Source organism: Alteromonas sp. ABV4_150, from assembly GCF_056311745.1.
This window is the reverse complement of sequence record NZ_CM149971.1, coordinates 309,120-330,741: the sequence shown is the minus strand read 5'-3', so window position 1 is coordinate 330,741 and position 21,622 is coordinate 309,120. Positions and strand designations below refer to the sequence as shown.

16 protein-coding genes are annotated in these 21,622 nt (G+C 45.3%); 10 read left to right on the top strand and 6 right to left on the bottom strand.

What is annotated here, in order from left to right; translation table 11 throughout:
- Positions 1 to 126: 126 nt before the first annotated feature.
- The 3 genes from ACYX4M_RS01440 to ACYX4M_RS01430 all read left to right on the top strand — a co-directional run bounded on the left by ACYX4M_RS01440 (position 127) and on the right by ACYX4M_RS01430 (position 2,629).
- Positions 127 to 678 (top strand): DJ-1/PfpI/YhbO family deglycase/protease, encoded by a 552-nt coding sequence (locus tag ACYX4M_RS01440; protein ID WP_476081587.1) that lies wholly within the window; start codon positions 127 to 129, stop codon positions 676 to 678.
- Between the two features lie 93 nt (positions 679 to 771).
- Positions 772 to 1,464, top strand: coding sequence for an SDR family oxidoreductase (locus ACYX4M_RS01435; RefSeq protein ID WP_476081586.1), 693 nt, complete (start codon positions 772 to 774; stop codon positions 1,462 to 1,464).
- Positions 1,465 to 1,741: 277 nt separating this feature from the next.
- Entirely contained in the window at positions 1,742 to 2,629 is an 888-nt protein-coding gene (locus ACYX4M_RS01430; RefSeq protein WP_476081585.1) for an SDR family NAD(P)-dependent oxidoreductase, read from the top strand.
- Between the two features lie 67 nt (positions 2,630 to 2,696).
- On the opposite strand, the gene ACYX4M_RS01425 is transcribed toward ACYX4M_RS01430, so the two are convergent.
- Genes ACYX4M_RS01425 through ACYX4M_RS01410 form a run of 4 tightly spaced genes read right to left on the bottom strand, consistent with a single transcriptional unit; the run spans position 2,697 to position 7,571 of the window.
- Positions 2,697 to 4,112 (bottom strand): ABC transporter ATP-binding protein, encoded by a 1,416-nt coding sequence (locus ACYX4M_RS01425; RefSeq protein ID WP_476081584.1) that lies wholly within the window; start codon positions 4,110 to 4,112, stop codon positions 2,697 to 2,699.
- On the bottom strand, positions 4,109 to 4,978 hold the full coding sequence (locus tag ACYX4M_RS01420) for an ABC transporter permease (protein ID WP_476081583.1): 870 nt from the start codon (positions 4,976 to 4,978) through the stop codon (positions 4,109 to 4,111). The genes ACYX4M_RS01425 and ACYX4M_RS01420 overlap by 4 nt, the downstream gene beginning before the upstream one ends.
- Positions 4,975 to 5,958, bottom strand: coding sequence for an ABC transporter permease (locus ACYX4M_RS01415; protein ID WP_476081582.1), 984 nt, complete (start codon positions 5,956 to 5,958; stop codon positions 4,975 to 4,977). Before ACYX4M_RS01415 ends, ACYX4M_RS01420 begins: the two co-directional genes overlap by 4 nt.
- A 2-nt stretch (positions 5,959 to 5,960) precedes the next feature.
- Positions 5,961 to 7,571, bottom strand: coding sequence for an ABC transporter substrate-binding protein (locus tag ACYX4M_RS01410; protein WP_476081581.1), 1,611 nt, complete (start codon positions 7,569 to 7,571; stop codon positions 5,961 to 5,963).
- A 525-nt stretch (positions 7,572 to 8,096) separates the two neighbouring features.
- Between ACYX4M_RS01410 and ACYX4M_RS01405 the strand changes: the two genes are divergently transcribed.
- Positions 8,097 to 11,207 (top strand): WD40/YVTN/BNR-like repeat-containing protein, encoded by a 3,111-nt coding sequence (locus tag ACYX4M_RS01405; protein ID WP_476081580.1) that lies wholly within the window; start codon positions 8,097 to 8,099, stop codon positions 11,205 to 11,207.
- Positions 11,208 to 11,368: 161 nt separating this feature from the next.
- Positions 11,369 to 13,474 carry a TonB-dependent receptor gene (locus tag ACYX4M_RS01400; RefSeq protein WP_476081579.1) on the top strand — a complete coding sequence of 702 codons (2,106 nt, stop codon included), beginning with the start codon at positions 11,369 to 11,371 and terminating at the stop codon, positions 13,472 to 13,474.
- Here ACYX4M_RS01400 and ACYX4M_RS01395 read toward each other — a convergent pair.
- On the bottom strand, positions 13,469 to 14,026 hold the full coding sequence (locus ACYX4M_RS01395) for a PepSY domain-containing protein (protein WP_476081578.1): 558 nt from the start codon (positions 14,024 to 14,026) through the stop codon (positions 13,469 to 13,471). The two genes, ACYX4M_RS01400 and ACYX4M_RS01395, sit on opposite strands and share 6 nt — an antisense overlap.
- A 113-nt stretch (positions 14,027 to 14,139) precedes the next feature.
- Positions 14,140 to 15,288, bottom strand: a complete 1,149-nt coding sequence (locus ACYX4M_RS01390) for a hypothetical protein (protein WP_476081577.1) — start codon at positions 15,286 to 15,288, stop codon at positions 14,140 to 14,142.
- Positions 15,289 to 15,292: 4 nt separating this feature from the next.
- Here ACYX4M_RS01390 and ACYX4M_RS01385 point away from each other — a divergent pair, with 4 nt between their 5' ends.
- The 5 genes from ACYX4M_RS01385 to ACYX4M_RS01365 all read left to right on the top strand — a co-directional run bounded on the left by ACYX4M_RS01385 (position 15,293) and on the right by ACYX4M_RS01365 (position 21,613).
- On the top strand, positions 15,293 to 16,744 hold the full coding sequence (locus tag ACYX4M_RS01385; protein ID WP_476081576.1) for a radical SAM protein: 1,452 nt from the start codon (positions 15,293 to 15,295) through the stop codon (positions 16,742 to 16,744).
- A gap of 10 nt (positions 16,745 to 16,754) precedes the next feature.
- Positions 16,755 to 18,491, top strand: a complete 1,737-nt coding sequence (locus tag ACYX4M_RS01380) for a DUF1223 domain-containing protein (protein ID WP_476081575.1) — start codon at positions 16,755 to 16,757, stop codon at positions 18,489 to 18,491.
- A 204-nt stretch (positions 18,492 to 18,695) separates the two neighbouring features.
- On the top strand, positions 18,696 to 19,637 hold the full coding sequence (locus ACYX4M_RS01375) for a dienelactone hydrolase family protein (RefSeq protein WP_476081574.1): 942 nt from the start codon (positions 18,696 to 18,698) through the stop codon (positions 19,635 to 19,637).
- 206 nt (positions 19,638 to 19,843) lie between these two features.
- Entirely contained in the window at positions 19,844 to 20,575 is a 732-nt protein-coding gene (locus ACYX4M_RS01370; protein WP_476081573.1) for a YehS family protein, read from the top strand.
- Between the two features lie 93 nt (positions 20,576 to 20,668).
- The gene (locus ACYX4M_RS01365; RefSeq protein WP_476081572.1) at positions 20,669 to 21,613 is read left to right on the top strand and encodes an alpha/beta hydrolase fold domain-containing protein; all 945 of its coding nucleotides are present in this window, start codon (positions 20,669 to 20,671) and stop codon (positions 21,611 to 21,613) included.
- Positions 21,614 to 21,622: the final 9 nt, after the last annotated feature.

The window sequence follows — 21,622 nt, the reverse complement described above, 5'->3', positions numbered from 1 at the left end:
TTTTGAGTTCGTGGTTTGTAATTTGCAATTTACTTCTTACTACATTGAAACTGTGGCGCTGTTTAGTCTTACTGGCTCAACTGGTGCTACGGGTGTTCGATAGAACTATGAAAAGGAGTAACAAGTATGAGCAACATTCAAAATCTTCAGGGTAAAAAAATTGCTATTTTAGCAACCAATGGTTTTGAGCAAAGTGAATTGGTTCAACCTAAAGAAATGTTCACCGAACGTGGCGCAAAGGTTGATATCTTATCCATAGAAGATCAAACCTCTATTAAAGCATGGGATGAAGATGATTGGGGAAAAGACATTGAGGTTGATTTGCAGGTTTCATCGGCAAACCTTGGTGATTACGACGCTCTTGTTCTTCCGGGCGGTCAGATAAACCCTGACATACTTCGTACCAACGAAGATGCAGTGAACTTTATTAAGAAAGCAAATAACACTGATAGCATTAAAGCGGTTGGTGCGATTTGTCATGGACCATGGCTACTAGTGGAATCGGGTTTAGCAAAAGGTGCAACGCTAACCTCATTCCCTAGCATTCAAACGGATTTGAAAAACGCAGGTGCGAATTGGGTAGATAAAGAAGTGGTGACCGATGATAAGTTAGTTACCAGCAGGAATCCTAACGACATCCCAGCCTTTGTCGATCAAATTAGTAAGATGATTGCATAGTGTCTTTCCAAACTTTAGCTTCTCTTCACATTACGAAGCTGTGAGAGAAGCAGACTAACGATAATTTCTATGAGTTAAAAAATGGGAGATGATATGTCAGATTCTACACCGAGCGACAAGGTTATTGCGATTACCGGTGCTTCTAGCGGTATTGGAAAAGAAACGGCAAAGCAACTAGTTGATAAAGGATACAAAGTTGCGCTTATCGCGCGAAGTGAAGATAAGTTAACCGAGTTAGTTAACGAATTGGGCGAAGACAATGCACGCGCTATCAAGGCTGATGTGAGTAACTTCGACGAAGTGAACCGCGCATTTGAGCAAGCACATGAACATTTTGGCCATTTAGATGGCGTATTTGCCAACGCTGGGCGCGGCGCGAACGCTGCCGGTATTGAAAAAGGTGATGTAGAAGACTGGGACGGGATGTTAGGCGCTAACGTCAACGGTTTACTCTATACCGCTAAAGCAAGTTTACCTTTTCTTCAAAAAACGAAAGGGCACTTTATTATTACCAGTTCTGTAGCCGGAAGAGTGGCTATTAAAGGTTCTGTTTACGGTGCAAGTAAGTGGTTTGCCTATGGTTTCGGTCAAAATCTTGCCGAGGAGATGCGCGAGTGGGGCGGTCGATGCACTACAATCTGCCCCGGCATGGTAAACACGCCATTTTTTGACGAGCCTAAGGAAGATAAGCTTCAGCCAGCAGATATAGCAAAGTCGGTATTGTTTGCGCTAAGTGCAAATGAATCGGCCTGTGTTCGAGAAGTTTATGTGATGCCGGCGAAATAATCGAGCCTGACGTAATTGCGGCAATAGGCATCGTGTCCCAGTAAAGGGCAGTGTCAGTCACTGCCCTTTTTTCACTCCCCCACTTTTATGTTAAACCTGCCTTATTAATTTCATGAAGCTATTCAAATTAGCCAAATAAAGTATTTTCCCCACCCTGTTACCCCTAATCTAGGCGTGTAGATAAGCGCTAGTTAAGTGGGATAGGCGATTTCAAATTACTCATTGAAATGGCTTTCCCAAATGATCCGCGGCGCAATAAAAATAACTGGAGAGTAAGATGTCTAACGAATTTACAGGTAAGACCGCTATTATTTCTGGCGCCGCTGGCGGCATAGGGTTAGCGCTGGCAGAGGCATTGGCAAGGCAGGGTATGAATATCGTTATGGGCGATATTGATAATGTGGCGTTAACCGAATCAAGCAAAGGGTTGCGCGAACAAGGTTTTGATGTGCTGACTTGTGCCCTAGATGTTACCGACTACTCTCAGTGGGAAGATATAGTTGCCAATGCAATAGAGAAATTTGGCAAGGTTCATATGGTCATTAATAATGCGGGTGTGGGCGGTACTCCGGGTAAAGTAGAAGATTCAGAGCATCAAACTTGGCGCTGGGTTATGGATGTTAACGTAATGGGCGTGCTTTATGGCGCACAAGCATGTGTACCAGCCATTAAAGAACACGGCGAAGGAGGCTGGGTATTAAACGTAGCGTCAATGGCGGGAATGATGGGCATGCCGTATGCGGGGGCTTATTGCGCTTCAAAAGCGGCGGTAGTATCTATGACAGAAAGTTGGATGCCGGAGTTGAAACCCTTTGGTATTCATACCTCAGTATTGTGCCCGGCATTTGTGAAAACCCGCATCCATGAGTCGTACAGAAACAGACAAGAAAAGTACGCAGTGGCAGCTGAAAAGCGCATTGATAAAGAGAAGCTCAAAGCCGGCGCTCAAGCGGCAACTAAAGCGGTTGAGTCGGGAATCGATGCCTCTGTGCTAGCTGAACGCGTGATAGAGGCGCTTCAGTCAGAGCAAACTTATATTTATACACACCCGAATTATCGAAAGGTTACTACGGCGCGCTTTAGCGCTATTGATTGCGCATTTGTCGATGCTGAGCAGAGTCAGGCTGTTGGTCATCTTATTGACGATGAAATCGTGACTTTTTAGTTTATTCGTGGCTACGGTTTGCGTATAAACACACGAAAGTGCCCTGAATCTTGTCTTCCAAAAGCCGTTACATAACGGCTTTTGATGTTGTGAGAGTCTGAAGGTCAATGACGCGGTCACAGACTTTTTCTAGCTGTGTTCTATCGTGACTGATAAAGAGCACCGTGCAATTTTCTTCTCTGCATTGATCGACAAGTAAGTGAGTAATTGCCTTACTTGTAATGGGGTCGAGCCTAGATGTTGGCTCGTCAGCTATAAGTAGCTTGGGCTTTAGTAGCAGCGCGCGCAGCAATGCAATGCGTTGAAGCTCACCTCCACTTACTTCAGAGGCGCTGCGCTCAAACAATTGCTGGTTAAGGCCTAGTTGAGCTGAAAGTAAATCAGCACGATTTTTAGACACATTGTGAAGCTTTATTACGTCATCAATCAATGATTTAAGCGTAGTGTGATCGGCAAATGAACTGGGGGGATCTTGATACAGCTTTAGGGTTTGATAACGGTGTAAAAGCGTATGAAAAGCAATATTGCCTTGATAGGGTAGAAGCCCAAGTAGAGCATCACCTAGAGACGTTTTTCCACTGCCGCTATCACCACAAAGCCCGACAATTTCGCCTTCCCCTAAAGAAAAACTAAGGCCAGTAAATAGTGCACGGTTACCTCTCATAATTGTGAGGTCATTCACCGATACCAGCGGTGCAAACCTATGCGTTTTCTTTGTTGTAGCCGTCCAGTGTTGCGGAGCCGACGCAATAAGGGCTTTGGTATAATTTGATGAAGGGGAGGACAGTATCTTGCGGGTATCACCTGCTTCAACCAGTTTCCCGTTTTTAAGCACCATACATTTACCACCCAGTGCCTCTGCCACTGAAACATCGTGCGTAATGGTAAGTAGCGTACCGTCGTTAGCTTTTTGCTTTAGTTGCTCAATAATATGATGTTTGCGTCCGGCATCTAGCCCTTTTGTGGGTTCGTCGGCTAGAAATAAAGGTGCATTAGTCGCTGATGCACAGGCAAAAGCAACACGCTGTGCCATTCCACCGGAAAGTTGAGAAGGGACCTTATCACTGTCGTCTTTAAGAGCCAGGTTGTCTAGCTGTGTCTTCGCACTCTTTTGTGCTTCGCGAGCATCGTTACCCAATGTAAACCGAAAAACTTCGGCGACTTGCTGGCGAATTTTCATCATTGGGCTTAGAGAATGCCATGGCTCTTGCGGCAGCATAACAATGTCTCGCCCCCACAATTGTTCAATTTCACGTCGGTTCGCACGAAGCATATCTACACCGTTTATCAGAACATTTCCCGTAACCTTAAGTGCAGGCGGTAAGTCGCCCATAATTGTTTGCGCTAGCAGACTTTTACCTGCCCCGGTTTCACCCAATATAGTCAGTGTCTCGCCTTGTTCAAGGTTAAGGGATAAATCCTCTACAATAATTGCGTCTTGCGCATAAATTGATAAATGTTCAATAGCAATGTATTGGCTCACAGTTTGCGCTCCAATGCATCACTCTTCGATAGTCTACTGCTGCTGTCAAAAATGAACTTATTTAAACGAGGGGTTTTGTCACTCTTCGCAGAAAGTAAGTGAAAGCCCAGTACGAGAACGAATAGGGCGAAAATAGGTTGTGCGAGCAGCCAAGGTGCTTCGTGATAGTATGGAAAAAGCTCAACTATCATCAGCCCAAGCTCAGGGCTGGGTGGTTTTAAACCAACATAAACGAAGCCCACCGATGCCATGGCGATAATTGAGGAGGAGGCACCAAAGGCAGCAAGTGATAACACGTCTTGTCGAATGGCGGGCCATATATGCTTACTAAATAAATAGCGTCTTGGAAAACCCATAAGTGTAGAGTTTTCCAGTGCAGGGCCTGTCACTACTGGTAGAGTGATAGCACGTACCAGCCTGAAGTACTCGACGGCCAGTACTAAGGAAATGGCTAAATACAGCATAATGAAAGAGCCTGGTACTAGCGCCGCGAAAAGAAGAATAAGTACCAGTCCGGGTAGCGCCAATATTGTATTGGCAATGAAATTCAACGTCGTATCTACCCAACCTCTACACCACGCTGCAATTACGCCCGTTAGCACGCCAATGATTGATGAACTTAGTACACACAGTGCAGCGAGAGAGAGTGATATGCGCAGACCCTCTGAGATTCTGGCTAACATGTCGCGTCCGAACTGATCTGTACCTAACCAATGTTGCGCACTTGGGGCTTCGAGCACTTGCTTTAAATTTTGTTGATTACCGTTTGTTCCCAATAGAACAGGCTCGCCCAACGCAAGTAATAAGAGCAGCATCAAAAGTGAAATGCCTATCACTTTTTCAACAGGTAAGGCGGGTGTCTTCATTGGCTATGTCCTCGATTTTCCCTCACCCTTGGGTCGAGTGCATACTGACTTAAATCGACAAGTGTGTTGACCAATACGAATAACATGCCCATTAGCAAAGCAGTGCCTTGTAACATAGTGATGTCGCGGGCAAAGACAGCATGGGAAAGTCCGTGTCCTATGCCGGGCCAAGCAAAAAGGCTTTCAATCATAATTACGCCTTCAGTTAACCCGATAAGCTGTATGCCCATGAAGGCTATAGCAGGTATTACAACGTTAGGTAGCGCATGGCACCTAAACGCCTCTAGAGCGCTTAACCCTTTTATCTTGGCGAAATGGAAGTAACCCGATTGAACCGCATTAACAGTACTATTGCGAATTACGCGGTTTGATATAGCCGCCAGGCTTAACCCTAAGGTCATTACAGGTAATATGGTATAGACAAAGCCTGAAGAGCCCGCAACCGGAAGCCAGTTGAGCTCTAGTGCAAAAATAAAGATGAGAATTAGCCCCAAGCAAAAGACCGGTTGAGAGCGCACGAACGTGGAAAACACTAATGTTGTTTTATCAAAAAGAGAAGCACGGCTTTTAGGTGTATTTTCACTTTTTCGAGCGCTTCTGATGCCGCTATAAATTCCCAGAGGAAACGCAATTAATGCGGATACCAGAATAGCGAGCCCAGCGAGAACAAGGGTGTAAGAAAGCTGATTTTGTAGCTCAACAACAATTGGGGCTCCCGTGACCAAGCTTGTTCCTAAATCCAGAGAGGCTAAATCAGTCATCCAGCTTACGTACTGTTCGAAAGCGCTTCTGTGCAGACCAAGTTCTTCTGCTACGGCATTAGCGGCACTTGTGCTTACCGCATCATCACCGTAGCGGCCAGCAGCTATTTTGTAAGCCATATCTCCAGGTAGTGAACGGGCTATAATAAATGTGAGTGTGCCTACACTCCACGCCATCAGTACTGCTTGAAGCAGCCGTTGAAATAGGATTTTTCTCATTGCTATGGGGTTATTCTCATTTGAGATACACGAAAAGAGCGCTCGTAAGGGTCGAAACTGAAGTTTCTAAGTCGCCTAGATGTAGCCGTTTGCTGTACATAGTACATAACGGGGATGAGAGGAACGTCTTTTTGAACTTCTTGCATAATTGATGATATCAACGATTTGTAAGCGTGTTCATCCGTGGTGTGACTTAAGGTTTTTAAATCACTAAACACTTTTTCATTTTGCCAGTTCATTGGCCCCCAATCTCCGCCTTCTTTTGAAGAAAAGTCAGCCAGCATTATACCGAGAGGGTCTGGGATGTTAGCAAAGTTACGCGCCATAAGTGCAGTCTGCAATGTACCATCAGCATGCCCTGAAGGAATGGCACTTACATTTTCCATATGGACAGAGAGCTTCACTCCAATGCTAGCCCACTGATCTTGAATTGCTGTGGCAATGGTAATGAGTTCTGGCCGATTGGCATAGGTAATCATATCAAGCGTTAAAGGTGAGCCATCTTTGTAGCGCACGCCATTCTCACCTACTAACCATCCTGCGTCGGTTAGTAGCTGTGCCGCTTTTTTCCTGTTTAATAATAAGTCTCCATTTTCAACACTGTTATTTATTGTTGGATTATTGTCTGCGTCACTCATTGAAATAGTATTGGTAGCATTATCTGTGGCAGTAGAACGAATATGCCAGTCTCGAATATTTGGACCAAATAGCTGATCAGCAGAGATATTCGATATACGCATTACGCCAGATGCAATGCCCTTTCTGTCAATCGCTAAACTCAATGCTTGCCTTACTTTTACATCTGAGAGGATAGGATGGCCGCTATTTAACTTAACTAAAGTCGTGCGAGGGATCCTGTCGCTATAAACGTTTACGTTAGAGTCAGTGCGCAACATGCTAACCGCGGCAGGGTCGAGGTTGTACACAATATCTGCTTGCCCCGTTCGTACCATAAGCGCCCGCGTTTCAGAGCGGTGACCCGTTACGTACTCAACGTTTTCGATAACAGCGGGCTCGCCCCAATAATTGTCGAAGCGTGTGGTTGTAATATTGTGGGGTGGTTCAAAGTGCGCAATCTGATAGGGGCCTGTACCTATTAAGGTTTTAATTCTGTTGAACTTGCCGAAGGTTGCAGGTGCCACGATCGCAGTTGCATAATTACTTAACAGGGAAGGGAAAGGACGGTAACTTTGGTTCAAGGTGAACTGGATAGAATATTCTGATACCACCTCCATGTTGGCGATCATATCTTTTGAAAATGGCGTTGGTTTACCAAACGCGACCGAAAGGCTTTTGTAGACGGCGTCGGCGGTCATTAATGTGCCGTCATGAAAATACACATCAGGACGTAAATTGAATGTCCAAACGGTAAAGCCCTCATCATTTGACCATGAGCTAGCAAGTCCTGGGATAAGCTGACCTTGGTTATCTACGTCTATGAGTGTTTCCAGAATTTGCATTCGTGTAAACATGTAGCCGGTACTTGACGGATCGTTATTAACTGGTTCAAAAGGACCACTGATCAGAATTTTGTTTGTAGGTTGTGAAGGTGTGCAGGCACTAAGTAGAACGCTGGCAACGACGAGTAAAATTGTTAGATGTCTAATCCGCATATTATTTTTATGTATTCCCTTCGAGCTTTTAAGCTTTTTCGTGTCTATTTGAATCCTGTTAGTCAGTATCAGTATTTAATATTCTTAGGCTGACGCCCTGAATAGTAAAACAAAGATCCAGATTGGATAATATACGATTTGTTTAATAAGTGTACAGATTGAGTCGGTAGGGCTAAACTACTTTTTGAAAAAATGCACTGGCTAATGACCATCAAGATATTAAGTAATGTTAAGTCGGTGCACAATATTTTCAACTTTTGTAATGGGCAGTTGGTCGTATGTTACATTGTAACTTTAAGCATTTATTAGTAATGCTATAGAGTGATAGTACTACAAATTAAAAAAGGGTTTTGAGCCCTATCAAACACACTGGATAACAATAATGAAAAAGCTCTTAAAGCGGCAGTTGCTGTATCAGTTGCACTTGCGTGCACCCCCGCCTTTGCAGACAAAAACGACAAGAATGAAGTCTTCAGCAGTTCAACATTCAAAGCCATGGAGCTGAGAAATATTGGGCCTGCGTACATGTCTGGGCGTATCGCTGATATCGCAGTCGATCAGAACAATCCCTCAACATGGTACACCGCGGTGGGCTCGGGTGGCGTGTGGAAAACTACCAACGCTGGTACGACCTGGACGCCAATTTTCGACGACCAGCCAGTTTACTCCATTGGTGATGTAACCATTGCGCCAAGTAACTCAAACATTATCTGGGTGGGAACTGGCGAAAATAATGGCGGTCGACACATCAGCTTCGGCGACGGAGTTTACAAGTCATTGGATGGCGGACAGACCTGGAAAAACATGGGACTGTCGAAGTCAGAGCACGTTTCAGACATTATTATTCATCCTACTAACCCAGATATTGTATGGGTGTCTGCCCAAGGTCCACTGTGGAGTGGCGGTGGCGAGCGCGGCTTGTATAAAACTACCGACGGGGGAGAAACCTGGAAGCAAGTGCTTAAGCCTGCTGATAAATGGACGGGCGTAACATCTTTACTTATCGACCCGCGCAATCCAGATAAACTTTATGCAGCAACGTGGGCACGTCAGCGTTCAATTGGCGCTTACGTGGGCACAAACGAAGGTGCAGGTATTCATACTTCTAACGATGGTGGCGAAACCTGGACGGAGCTTAAAACAGGGTTGCCGAAAGGGAATATGGGTAAAATTGGGATGGCTATATCGCCTATGAACCCTGATGTTATCTATGCCACTATTGAAACTGATAATCGCGGCGGGGGCTTTTATCGCTCAGCTGACCAGGGCGCTAGCTGGACTAAGATGTCTGATGAAGTAGGTGGCGGTACTGGCCCTCACTATTATCAAGAAATTTTCGCCGACCAGCATCAGTTTGACCGTGTTTATATCGCCAGTAACTACAGTAAAGTATCAGACGATGGCGGTAAAACATGGACGCCTATTAATACTAAGCGCAAGCACGTGGACGACCACGCCATGGCGTTCCACCCTACCGATCCGGATTTTGTGTTAATGGGATCTGACGGCGGTATTTACATGTCTCACGACAGAATGGCGAACTGGCGCTTTATGGCTAATTTGCCGTTGACTCAGTTCTATAAAGTTGCGCCAGACGATTCAAAGCCTTTTTACAAGATTTACGCCGGTGCGCAGGATAACTCAACGCAAGGCGGCCCTTCACGCACTATGCGAGAAGAGGGAATAAAGAACAAAGATTGGTTCTTAACGTTAGGTGGTGACGGACACGGCCCAGCGGTAGAACCAGGCAACCCGGATATTATGTATTCTCAGTGGCAGCAGGGTAACTTGACCCGCGTTGATATGAAAACCCGAGAAGGGGTATACATCAAGCCTCAGCCACTACCAGGCGACCCGGCAGAACGATACAACTGGGATGCACCGATAAATGTTTCGGCGCACGACCCAGCGCGTATTTACTTTGCATCGCAGCGTGTTTGGCGAAGCGATGATCGCGGCGACAGCTGGACGCCGGTATCAGGCGATTTAACAAAAAACGGTAATCGTATGCATTCGCCATTGATGGGGCGCACGTGGTCGGTAGAAGCCGGTTGGGACTTATATGCCATGACCGAATTTCATACCATCGCCAACTTTGCAGAAAGCCCAGTGGATGAAAATATTCTATGGGCAGGCACTGACGATGGAATCATCCAAGTTACAACTAACGGCGGCAAATCGTGGAAAAAGATTGAGTTAGACGATATCAGAGGCATTCCTGCCAATTCCTATGTGAATGATATTCGCGCTGACTTGTTCGATCCAAATACTGTATATGTGGCGCTAGATAATCACAAATATGGCGACTATAAACCCTATCTTATTAAATCGACTAACTTAGGCAAAAGCTGGACATCGCTTGCTGAAGACCTGCCTGAGAAACATCTTGTTTGGCGTATAGTGCAAGACCATGTGAACAAAGACTTGCTCTTTATCGGTACAGAGTTTGGTGTGTTTTTCTCGGTAGATGGCGGTAAAGACTGGGTAGAGTTAGACGGCGGTATGCCGACTATTTCAACCCGCGACGTGAAAATACAGCGCCGAGAGAATGACCTAGTGGCCGGTACTTTTGGTCGTGGTATCTACATTCTTGATGACTATGCGCCGCTGCGTTCATTAACTGAAAAGTCTATGCAACAAGACGCCATTTTGTTTGGCCCGAGCCGCCCAGTTAAATGGTTCCAGCTAGATGACAATCACACAGACTCTGACGGCGACGACCGCTTTGTTGCCGAAAACCCTGAGCATGGTGCAACCTTCACCTATTATCTGAAAGACAGCTTGCTTACGGCAAAAGAAAAACGCCAAGAAGCTGAGAAGAAGTTAATAGAAGACAAGAAGTACCCTAAATACCCAAGCTGGGAAGCTGTAGAAGCAGAGAACCAAGAAGCGGCGCCAGCAGTCTATGTTGAGGTACGCGACAGCGACGGAGACGTTATTAAGCGCGTTGAGGGTAAAGCGAAGAAAGGCTTGCATCGCATCACCTGGGATATGAAGCATACATCGACGAGTCCGCTAACGGATAAAGAAAGTAAAGATAGAGGTTTGATGGCGCTGCCAGGTACCTATACTGCTACCTTGTTCAAACGCGTTGATGCCAAGGTAACACCACTTTCTGAACCTGTTTCGTTTGAACTTAAGCCTATTGTTCAAGGTGCGCTTGACGGTGCCACTTATGAAGAAATTGCCGCTTATTCAGACAAGGTAAGCACAGCGCAAAAACGTGCGCTCTCTTCAACGACAGTGCTGACGCAGCTTAAAGATACAATAGCTTTGTTGCGCACAGCTATAGACCGCACGCCAAATGATGTGGCAAAACTTGAAGCCCAATTTGCTGCGATTCAAGACGAGTTAAACGAAGTGAACAGAGCGTTTTACGGTCTTAAATCACGCGATAAAATGGGCATTAAGCCAGCGAATATCATGAGTCGCCTGCGCTATGCACGTTCTGCGTTAGGTTCATCTTATGGGCCGACACAGCAGCACAAAGATCAGCTTGGCTATGCGCAAGACAGTCTAGATAGCGTGGTAACGCGTATCAGTACGTTGCAAAATACCGCTGTACCTAAGCTTCAGCAAGCAGTACTTGATGCGGGTGGTCCATGGACTACGGGGCTTCCTGTAATCGCTAAATAGCGGTCACTCGGCATTATTGTGCTTAATACGCGGCAGTAGCTTCACTGCCGCGTTTTTCTTTTCATTTTTAACCAGATTTTTCGGTACCTACTTCTATCATTCGTACGTATCGGCTAGTGAGACCTTTATTGTTTTCTTTTTTGCCAGCTCAACGTCCTTCAATGTTTATTGAAATTTCATCAGGTTTACCTGCACCTATGATTTCGCCTTTTATATCTTCGTCATCTATATATACGTCACGGTTTATTCCAGTGTTTTTGTTATCACTTTTATCGGCAACGAGCTTTGCTCAAAGCGAACCATCCAATAGCGTTGAACGCTATACAGTAACGGCTACGCGCCCCTACTATGACGAAACGCTTTCGCACATTTTTCCACGATATGAGTTTGACAAGAGCAGTTTAGTATCGCCTTTGCATGCCAATGATGTGCTGCTTCAATCGCCGTCAGTATCGTTAAACGGGCAGGGCGGACAGATACAAAGTATTAGTGTGCGAGGGTATTCGCGGTGGCGAATTCAAACCTTGCTGGATGGTGTTCCTATTGTCAGCGATAGGCGAGCAGGCTCAAGTGTAGGCTTTATTCCGCCTGATTTTATTTCGTCAGCCACCGTATTACCGGGCGCAGCTTCCACTTATCTAGGCTCGGGCGCTATTGGCGGCGCGGTGAACTTACAGTTTGAATCACTCAAAGAGTCCTATTTGAGAGTAGGTTACAGTAGTAATCAGCAGATGAAAGCCGTGAGTTATGCCGGAACCAGTGCTGCCGATAGCAGCAGAAATGGCGCAAACGGCACAGAAAAGTCAGGCATTACAGATTGGAATATCTCATACAGAAGCGCGAATAACGGTGAGGATGCGAACGGAAACCCGCTGTTTGATCAATTTGAACAAACAGGGTTGTTTCTTAGGCACAGACCTGAAAATAGCATCATAAAAGAGGCGTGGACGCTTTATTCTGATAATAGCGACATTGGTAAATCTAGCAGTGACTACCCTGAAAGCAGAATAACAACCTACCCAAACAATACCCATTGGCTTGGTAAGATAGCGTTCGAAGATAATTTGTTTGCTGGGAATGTCTGGTGGCATAAATCAACCTTAGATACCTCGGTGCTACGATCAGGAAGTCGCATAAATGACAGCGAAAATAAGGCGTTTGATTATGGCTTCAATATCAATGCAGATACGCAGATAAAAGGCTGGGACTTAAATTGGCAGTTTCAGCTATCCGGTCGTGAAGGTGTGGTGGCAGATGAGAGAGAATTCACATTAATCCCAGTCGAAAGCGCATCACCTCACTCTCCACTATCCAGTTTGATTACAAACGCATTTGAATCAGAACTTGCCTATGAAGTGCGTACGCTTGATTCCAGTGAAGTTAACACCGCAGCCGTTGTTGATACTTCACGTCAGTGGCAAAGCTTGTCACTGGCAATCGGTGCAAGGGTTGATTGGCAGCGACAGTCTGATGATTCAAGTGCCAGCCCAACCCAACCTAATAATGCTAATGCCCAGCCTAGTAAGTCGCAATCAACCACAAATTTTAGTGGTTATCTGGGCGCAAATTATCAACTTTCTCCCCATTGGTCAGCTAGCCTGTATGTTTCTAGTGCATTTCGAAACCCATCGTTAACTGAGCGTTTTTTTGCTGGAGAAACGCCTCGGGGTACGGTGCTAGGTAGTACACAGCTTGAAACCGAACAAGCCCTTAATAAACAGTTAACCGTGGCCTACAGCGCAAGGCATATTCAGGGCTTAATTGAAGTGTTTCATCAGCAAATTGATAACTATATTGAACGAATAACAGTTGCTGAAGATGTACTTCAATATGCTAATTTAGATAGTGCAACCATAGAAGGCGCAAGCTATCAGGTTAGCTGGCAATCACAAGACAGCATCTTCGATGCTCGACTTAGTGGCATGTGGATTAAAGGGGAAGATAAAAGCGAAGGCAACGTGGGCGGTACTATTGCAGATGTACCCGCAAACAATCAGCGCCTAGATGTAGGTGTTAATTGGCAAGACACGCGTTTGTTTACGGTACTAAGTTATCGCGCTAGTAAGACAGACGTTACAGACGGCGAACGAGCCCTTAGCGACGTTTTTACCCTAGATATTGGCGCGAACTGGCAGTTAGGTGAGGGTATGCAACTTCAAGCAAGCTGGAGTAACCTTACTAACCAACACTATTACACCAGTGCCGATGACAAAGCCGCGTTTGCTCAAGGGGAAAGTGTACAGCTAGCCATCACTTACCAACTATGAGTTGTTAAGCGACTGACGGTATTTCTTTTTTCGATATCTGCTTTTCAGGGTGCTGTACAACATAACAAGGCCGGTTACCCACAGCACAAAAAGTAACAGAGCAGCAGGTAGAAACAGCCATAGTTTGGCGCCCTCAAAGAACCAACTACCGTCATGAATAGCTTCAATGGTGTCTGTGCGTCGGTAGGCAACCTGAAGCACTTCGCCGCTTTGGGCATCCAGCTGTACTTCCCAGTGGTTCTTGCCGCGCACTTTTATGATGCCTTTTCCGGGGCGAACATCTAAACGGTCGATGTCTTCCCAGTTATTCAAGTTAACCTGAGGCACCCGTTTTACAGCATGAAGTACTTCCTCAAAAGGCAGCGTCGGCGCGCTGTTTTGGCCTTTTTGCACTTTCTGCGTAGGCGGTTGGACCCAGTCGAATTCTTTTTTAACCTGCAATAACAAGCCGCTAGCGATAACAATGATCACAGGGATAAAAATAACCAGCGACAGCCACAAGTGAATACTGCGACTGTACTTGCGACTGTTTTTGCGAAAGGAAGCGGACATGAAACAACACTTAAAACAAAACGTTAAATACACCGCATACTATACGGTAATCTCGATAGGCAGTAAAAACCGTCTAGCGCGAGGTTTATCTGTTTAAACGGAAAAGTTCAGCGTCATTTGATTGCGGGGTGATTAAAGTGAAGCTTTGTATCGCAGGTAAGCGAAACAACCGACTCGGTTAATATAATTTCGCCAATTTCTTGCCAATGCGCTTTGTCTATTCCTGCATTATTAAATTTGGCGGCAGAAATAGTCCAAGTCAGTGTCTTATTGGGGTAATGCTGTAGCGACAATTCATCTCGAAAGTCATCTTTGTCTACCAGTGGTGTATCTGGGGTCAATGCAGTTCTGAGCCAGTGAGGGCCTTGTATTTCGGCTTTTGTATCAGCTTCGCTTTTTACTTCAAGTTCGCGGTTTAACTCTATCTCTTTCGAAGTAGTTGACGTTGAAATGCTCAGTTCTGACGTACTTTCTTCTGTATGCCCAGCCATTCTGGAGTTTGCATCACCAACCTTTACCGCGGCTAAATGAGAAACTGGTCTAAACCGCGCATTGGCTTTTTTACCGCTAAAGGCTTTATCGGCTTTCTCAAGGTCGCTTTCCAATCGATAGGCAGTAAGCAATTGGCTAAAGGGGGGCAACTCACCAAGCGCTGGTTCGTTAGTCATAGGCAAGCTTGCAACATACCGGGTTTTAGTTCCCCCTAGCGAGTGCATTAAAAATATGTTCTCAGTAAGTGCACTATGGACATTAGGGAAGAGCTTAATTGCCATACCAAAAGCACGCTTATCCCGCTGCTTTGTTCCGCTTAAACTGACGGATGCCCTAACAATAACAGGTACCTCTGTGCCCGCTTGAAAAAGCCCAGAGTAAGGGCTGTTTTGACTCATCTTCCATATACCGGCAAAGCAAATTCCGTTGGCTTGAAGTAGCTTATGACTGGTATCTAATTCGACAAAGTTTGCATTAGATGAAAGGGTTCTTTGAGCGCGTTTCAATAGTACATTCTCGCCGTTGACGTCAAAGTGTTTGCGCGACACCTCATATTGCGGAAGGCTTGAGTAAGGGTCAGAAAAGACTAGGCTTTTCATTTCTTCGAACGCGCTCAATGTTGTTGCTACTTTGAATTTTGCTTCACTAGCTTCTGCATGACTTACTACACAATAAAATAACGTGGCTAGTGCAAAAAAGCGCCATGCCTTGAAAGTATTTTCAAGTGTAAAAGGTCTTTGTTGATACTGAGTAGCTTGAAAAAGGCACATTGAAATGACGTGCTCCCCTGGTATCACAAGAAATCAACAGCTTGCTTCTACACGAAAGCGAATGGGCGAACATTTTACTCCCAATCAACTTTTGGGGCGAACACATACCATTGGCTGTGTTGCTGTTGAAATCACGCAAAAATGTAATCTTGATTGCACCTTATGCTATTTGTCAGAGCATTCGCAAGCAGTTCGTGATATTCCCATTCAAGAAGTATTCAAGCGATTAGACAATGTGCTCAAACACTATGGGCCTGGAACCAGCGTGCAAATTACTGGGGGCGACCCTACGTTAAGAAAACGCAGCGAGCTTATCGATATTGTTGCTTATGCAAATAAGCTTGGCTTACATACGGCGCTATTTACAAACGGTATTGCTGCCACTAGGGGCCTGCTCACAGAGCTTGTCGAAGCTGGGCTTAACGACGTTGCATTTCACGTAGACACCACCCAAGAACGCAAAGGTTATGATGATGAGCTGTCGCTAAATGCTATTCGTGAAGAATACATAGAACGAGCCAAAGGTTTGGGGCTCATGATCATTTTTAATACCACAGTACACACCGATAACTTCAAAGAACTGCCCATGCTGGTGGATTTTTTTGTACAACACGCAGATGCGGTAAGTTTTGCTTCGTTTCAGCTACAAGCTGAAACCGGACGAGGCGAGTGGGGCGCACGAACGGATGTAGTCGACCCGCTTACCGTAAAAACGGCAATCGAAAAAACAATTTCTAAAGCTTTGCCATGGGAAAAGGTACGTATAGGTCATAGTGATTGCCACAGCTACATGCCCACTTTAGTTAGCGATAATCAAGTCTATTCTGTCGTTGATGACGCGCAATTGTTTGCGCAATTTCTTGAAGACTTTAAGCATATACAAACAACCCGGCAGCACGGCACCGCAAAGATTATATGGGATTACAGTAAAGCGCTGCTTGCTCGTCCACAGTGGGTTTGGAAGCTCGCCAAAGCAACATCGGCAAAGCTGTTAGAAATGCGCACTAGTTTAATTAACAGTCGCGGGCGAATTCACAAGCTGTCGTTTTTCGTTCAAAACTTTATGGATGCCAGCGCGCTGCAGCAAGACAGAATTGATGCGTGCTCATTTATGGTAATGACAGCAGACGGCCCTGTTTCCATGTGTAGACACAACGCAGAGCGCGACGAGCACATATTAAAGCCGATTTCTTACACCAACCATCGCGGGCAGATTAAGCAATACCAGCCTTTAGGCGAGCGGTATCGAGAGGATAACGTGATCCCTATTCGACTGCTAGCCGATGATAAGCCTGTTCACGAACCCAACGAAAGGTCATCGAATGAATCAATCAGTAAGCCAGTTAGCGATGTAAACCAGGAGCTAACTCACAAGTCAGTTCACGGGGTGAAAAACGGTCTTGGCGCTAGACCAAATAGCGTTCCCTTAAATCAACAAACTTCAGAAATAGGATAAGGAAAAAGCCATGCAGTATTCTAATTCGCTAAAGTTTAACAGCACTTTCGGTGACGCTTTGCGAGTGTTTGTTTCATGGGTTTTAGCGCTTTTTTTGTTGTTTTTGGTACAGAGTGTAAGTGCAAGCGAAAAGCCAAATGAAGTAAATTCAATTAGTGCTAACGCTGAAAACCAAGCGCTTGTTCCCCTGAAACAAGCTTACAAAGAAGCGACCCAAGACTGGGAGTATATATTAGCAAATTATGTTGATGAAGAAGGGCGAACTAATTTTAAAGCCCTGTCTGAGGATATTGCGCCGCTCGAAAATGTTGTGACCTTTATTGGCTTTGCTAGCCCAACCGCAACACCTGAATTATTCACTTCGCCAGAAGAAGTAATGAGCTATCACATCAATAGTTACAACGCATTGGCAATGTTTGGCGTGATTGAAAAAGGTATTCCGGATGGCTTTACAAGTTTCTTCTCTCGCGCCGCTTTTTTTAAGTTTCGGGATGTGGTGATTGGCGGGAAGGTCACTAATCTATACGACTATGAAAATGATGTGATAAGGCCGCTTAACGAACCAAGAGTACACTTCGCCCTTAACTGCATGGTGAAAGATTGTCCACGACTCCCTAAAACGCCATTTTACCCAGAGTCATTAAATGAAAAGCTAGAACAGCTTACCTATGAATTTTTCAACAAGCCAAAGCACTTCTATTTGGATGATAAACGCAAACGAGTGTATGTATCAGAAATATTAGACTTCTACACAGAGGACTTTGTTGCGTCGGGCAAAGCCAAAGATTTGCCCCAGTACATTAACCTATATATTGAGCAACCAATCCCTGCCAACTACAAGCTTCGCTTTATTGATTACGACTGGCGTATTAATGCACAGCCGGAACAGACCTATACCACAAAAGTTCAAGAAAACGGTTTAAAAAAGTTGCCTAGCCAAGTTTCGAAGAACCCCATCGTAGAGGCTGCTTTTGCGCTTCATTCACGGGAAAGTATGAACGATGAACCTGAACCTGAACCTGAGCCGGGAGCAGCATCGGAAGCGCCTTTTTTACTTACCAGTACGCCTAATCAAACGACAGTTTTAGAGCTATATACGTCCCAAGGCTGTAGCAGCTGCCCCCCAGCAGAAAAGTGGATTTCGGGCTTTGTAGATAGCGATAAATTATGGACAGAGTTGGTTCCTATTAACTTTCATGTGGACTACTGGGATTACCTTGGTTGGAAAGACCCGTTTGCTGATAGTGCTTTTAGTAAAAGGCAACGAGACTATAAGCGTGTAGGCAAAGCCAACACTATCGCTACGCCCGGTTTTGCCATTAATGGCCGTGCTTGGAACGGTTGGTTTCGCGGGCAGCCGTTACCGAATAAAACCGCCCCTTTGTCTGGCGTACTCCATGCTTTGGTAAAAAACGGCAATATAGACGTGACGTTCAATAAAGCAAACGCCAGCAAGGATAATCCTTCACTAACGGTACATACGGCATTACTGGGCTTTGGCATAGAAACATCGGTAAAGCGGGGTGAGAACGCAGGGCGTAAGCTAACTCATGATTTTGTTGTGCTAGATTATGAAAAAGCGGTGGCAAGTAGCGAAACTGACAACACTCGCGCATTTCAATATGAGACAAGCCTGCCTTTGCCTAGCAATTCGCATGTAGAAACCACAAAACGCGCCCTTGTTGTCTGGATATCCCATGCTAACGACCCTTCTCCAATTCAAGTTGCCGCTTCTTGGTGGCAATAAGTTGCTAAGTTTATGTGACATGAGGGTTATTGCCTTAAAAGGGAATCGTGCCTTGCTTCTTTGGCTATCCCAAGTACAGTAGATATTATCGACATTTTTCGGGGCACGGTGTTTGTGCTACCACTTAATACCACTCAGCAAAGATCCTTACCCAGTGAAGGGCAATTACCAATGCTGAGCGGTGTAAACTTAAGGTTTCAAAAAATGAAGCAAAATAACTCCCCAAACCCGCAAAAAGTACCGCAAAAACTATCGCAACAAAAAGAACTTAACATCCCTCAAGAGGCGTTCGATTGGTACGATGAATACGCCCACGGTGATATAGACCGTCGCACGTTTCTAACTCGCCTTGCTTCCCTTTCAGTTGCTGGCCTCACCGTGAGCGCTATTGGTGGCGCATTGATCCCTGACTATGCAAAAGCGGAACAGGTTTCGTTTAACGACCCTGCAATTAAGGCGACTTACGAAGTTTTTTCATCGCCCAAAGGCCATGGAGAGGGCGGCGGGTATTTAGTGCAGCCCTCTAGTTTGCCAGAATCCGGTGTGGCGCCATGCGTATTAGTCGTACACGAAAATCGCGGGTTAAACCCTTATATAAAAGACGTAGCCAGAAGGCTTGCTATGCAAGGTTATGTCGCTTTTGCCCCAGATGCACTGTTCCCATTAGGTGGCTATCCAGGAAATGATGACGACGGCCGCGCTATGCAAAAGAGCCTTGATAGGGACAAAATAGAGCAAGATATGGTAGCGGCAGCGCTGTGGTTAAAAGATCACGAAAAGACGACAGGGAAGCTTGGCGTGGTAGGTTTTTGCTTTGGTGGGTATATTGCTAATTTTCTAGCCGCCAGCATACCTGATAGGTTAGACGCTGCTGTTCCTTTTTACGGCACACCAGCCAAGCAGCCGCTAGTCGACCAAGTAAAGGGTCCTCTATTGATTCACTTTGCTGAGAACGATAAGCGAGTGAATGCCACATGGGAGAGCTATAAAGCCATATTAGAGGAAAAAGACGCTGAGTATGAGGCATTTACTTATGCCAAAGCACAGCATGGTTTTCACAACGATTCAACAAGCCGTTACAGCCCAAAAGACGCGGAGTTAGCATGGCGCCGAACGGTAGATTTTTTTGATAGCCATTTGAAATAGTAAAAAGTGAAGCGGCCTTGTGAGGCCGCTTTTGTTGCTCAGCTTTTACCGGCAATTATCCTACCCATAGTAATGGGGAAGACTTTCACATAAAAGCCCGTGATAGATGCGAATGGCCAAGTAGTGTAAAATTAAAAAAAGCGCGATTTGCGCTACACTTTAATCCATACCAATTATTGGCTACTCCACCTTTCAGGCCCACTTACATGATTCACAACGATGTTCTACGTCGCCTTCGTTATGCATTAGCTATAAACGACACCGCCGCAATAAGTATTTTTAAATTAGTTAACTACGATATGGAGATTGACTATTTACATGCCGTAATGAAGCGAGAAGACGAAGCTGGCTATTTGCCGTGTCGTGATAAGATTATTGCGCTGTTTCTTGATGGATTGATTATAAAGAACCGAGGCCGACAAGAAGGGCAAGCACCCAAAGAGCTTGGGCCAAAAGAGCGATTAAGTAATAACGAAGTACTTCGCAAAATTCGTATAGCAATGAGTTACAAAGATGAAGATATGATTGAAGTACTTCAACTGGCTGGCTTTAGAATTAGCAAAAGTGAACTTTCTGCATTGTTTAGAAAGCCAGACCATCGCAATTACAAACCAGCGGGTGATCAAGTGGTTCGTAACTTACTGCAGGGTATGGTGAAAAAGTATCGACCTGATTCATCAGGTACCGGCCGCAGTGCGCAAACAGGTCTTCAAAAGCCAGCCGCTAAAGTGTCAGAAAAAAATCGGACAAACGATAGAAAACGCATAAAAGGAAATCCGAACGGGAATAACTCTCATACTAATGAGCCAAGAGTTACGTCTTCGGCAACTAAAAAGGCTAAGCGCGCAGTTAGCCAAAGTGCTAACAATGAAGCGCAGAAAGGCAAGAAGCAAACTAATACGTCTGTGTGGGGCGAGCTACCTGCTAAAAAGCGGTGAATAAAGTTCACCGCTAGATGGCTTCCATTTGCCAGTGTTTGATAGCTTGTTAGGCTTACTGATTTCAATCAATATAGAATGGAGCTTTCATTTATGCGGTTTACTTTTGGGCTCGCTACACTTCTTGGCATAGCATTAATGCTAGTAGGGTGCGGTACGACGAAAAGCGATAAAAGGGAAACAGAGAGTGAAAAGGCCGAAACGCCATACGCTAATTTAGACGACATTAAACCCCAGTCGATAGTTTACAAGACGGTTAATGGCAAAGATTTAGCGCTGGATCTATACATGCCAACTTCCTTAGGAACTGCCCCCACACTCGCCGTATGGGTTCATGGTGGTGCTTGGATGAGAGGAAGTAAAAACGAAACCCTGTCCAAAAATGGTAATTTAGTCGCCTCTTTGCTCAATGAAGGTGTTGCGGTTGCGGCAGTAAATTATCGTCTTAGCGGTGAGGCTATTTATCCTGCAGCACCCAACGACATAAACGATGCGATAAATTTTTTAGTTGATAATAGCGATAATCTTAAACTAAGCGCTGATCACGTGATCATGATGGGGCGCTCAGCGGGTGGGCATCTGGCCTCGCTCTTGACCACATCAAACAATGACGACGCTCCATTTCTTAATGCAAAGCCGCGCTACCGTGTAATTGGTATGGTTGATTTTTTTGGACCTTCTGATCTTGTGGCTTTGCGAGGCAACAGCGGCAAAGTGGATCACGACGCGCCTGATGCCGCAGAAGCTCAATTTTTGGGTGAATCTCCACTGGTTAACGAAGCCCTAGCGCGAGAAGCTTCGCCAACCACTTATATAGATAATGAAACGCCGCCTTTTATTATTTTTCATGGAATTGATGATGGTGTAGTACCCGCTACGCAAAGCGAATTGTTAAGTCGCCGCCTAGACCAATTTGGCGTGCCAAATGAGTTATTTCTTGCTAAAGGTAAGCGCCATGGCGATCCGGTATTTGATACCGACGAATTTGTCTCGAAAGTAGTTAACTTTGTAAGAGAAGTTAAAAAGGAAAATAACTAAATTTATTTC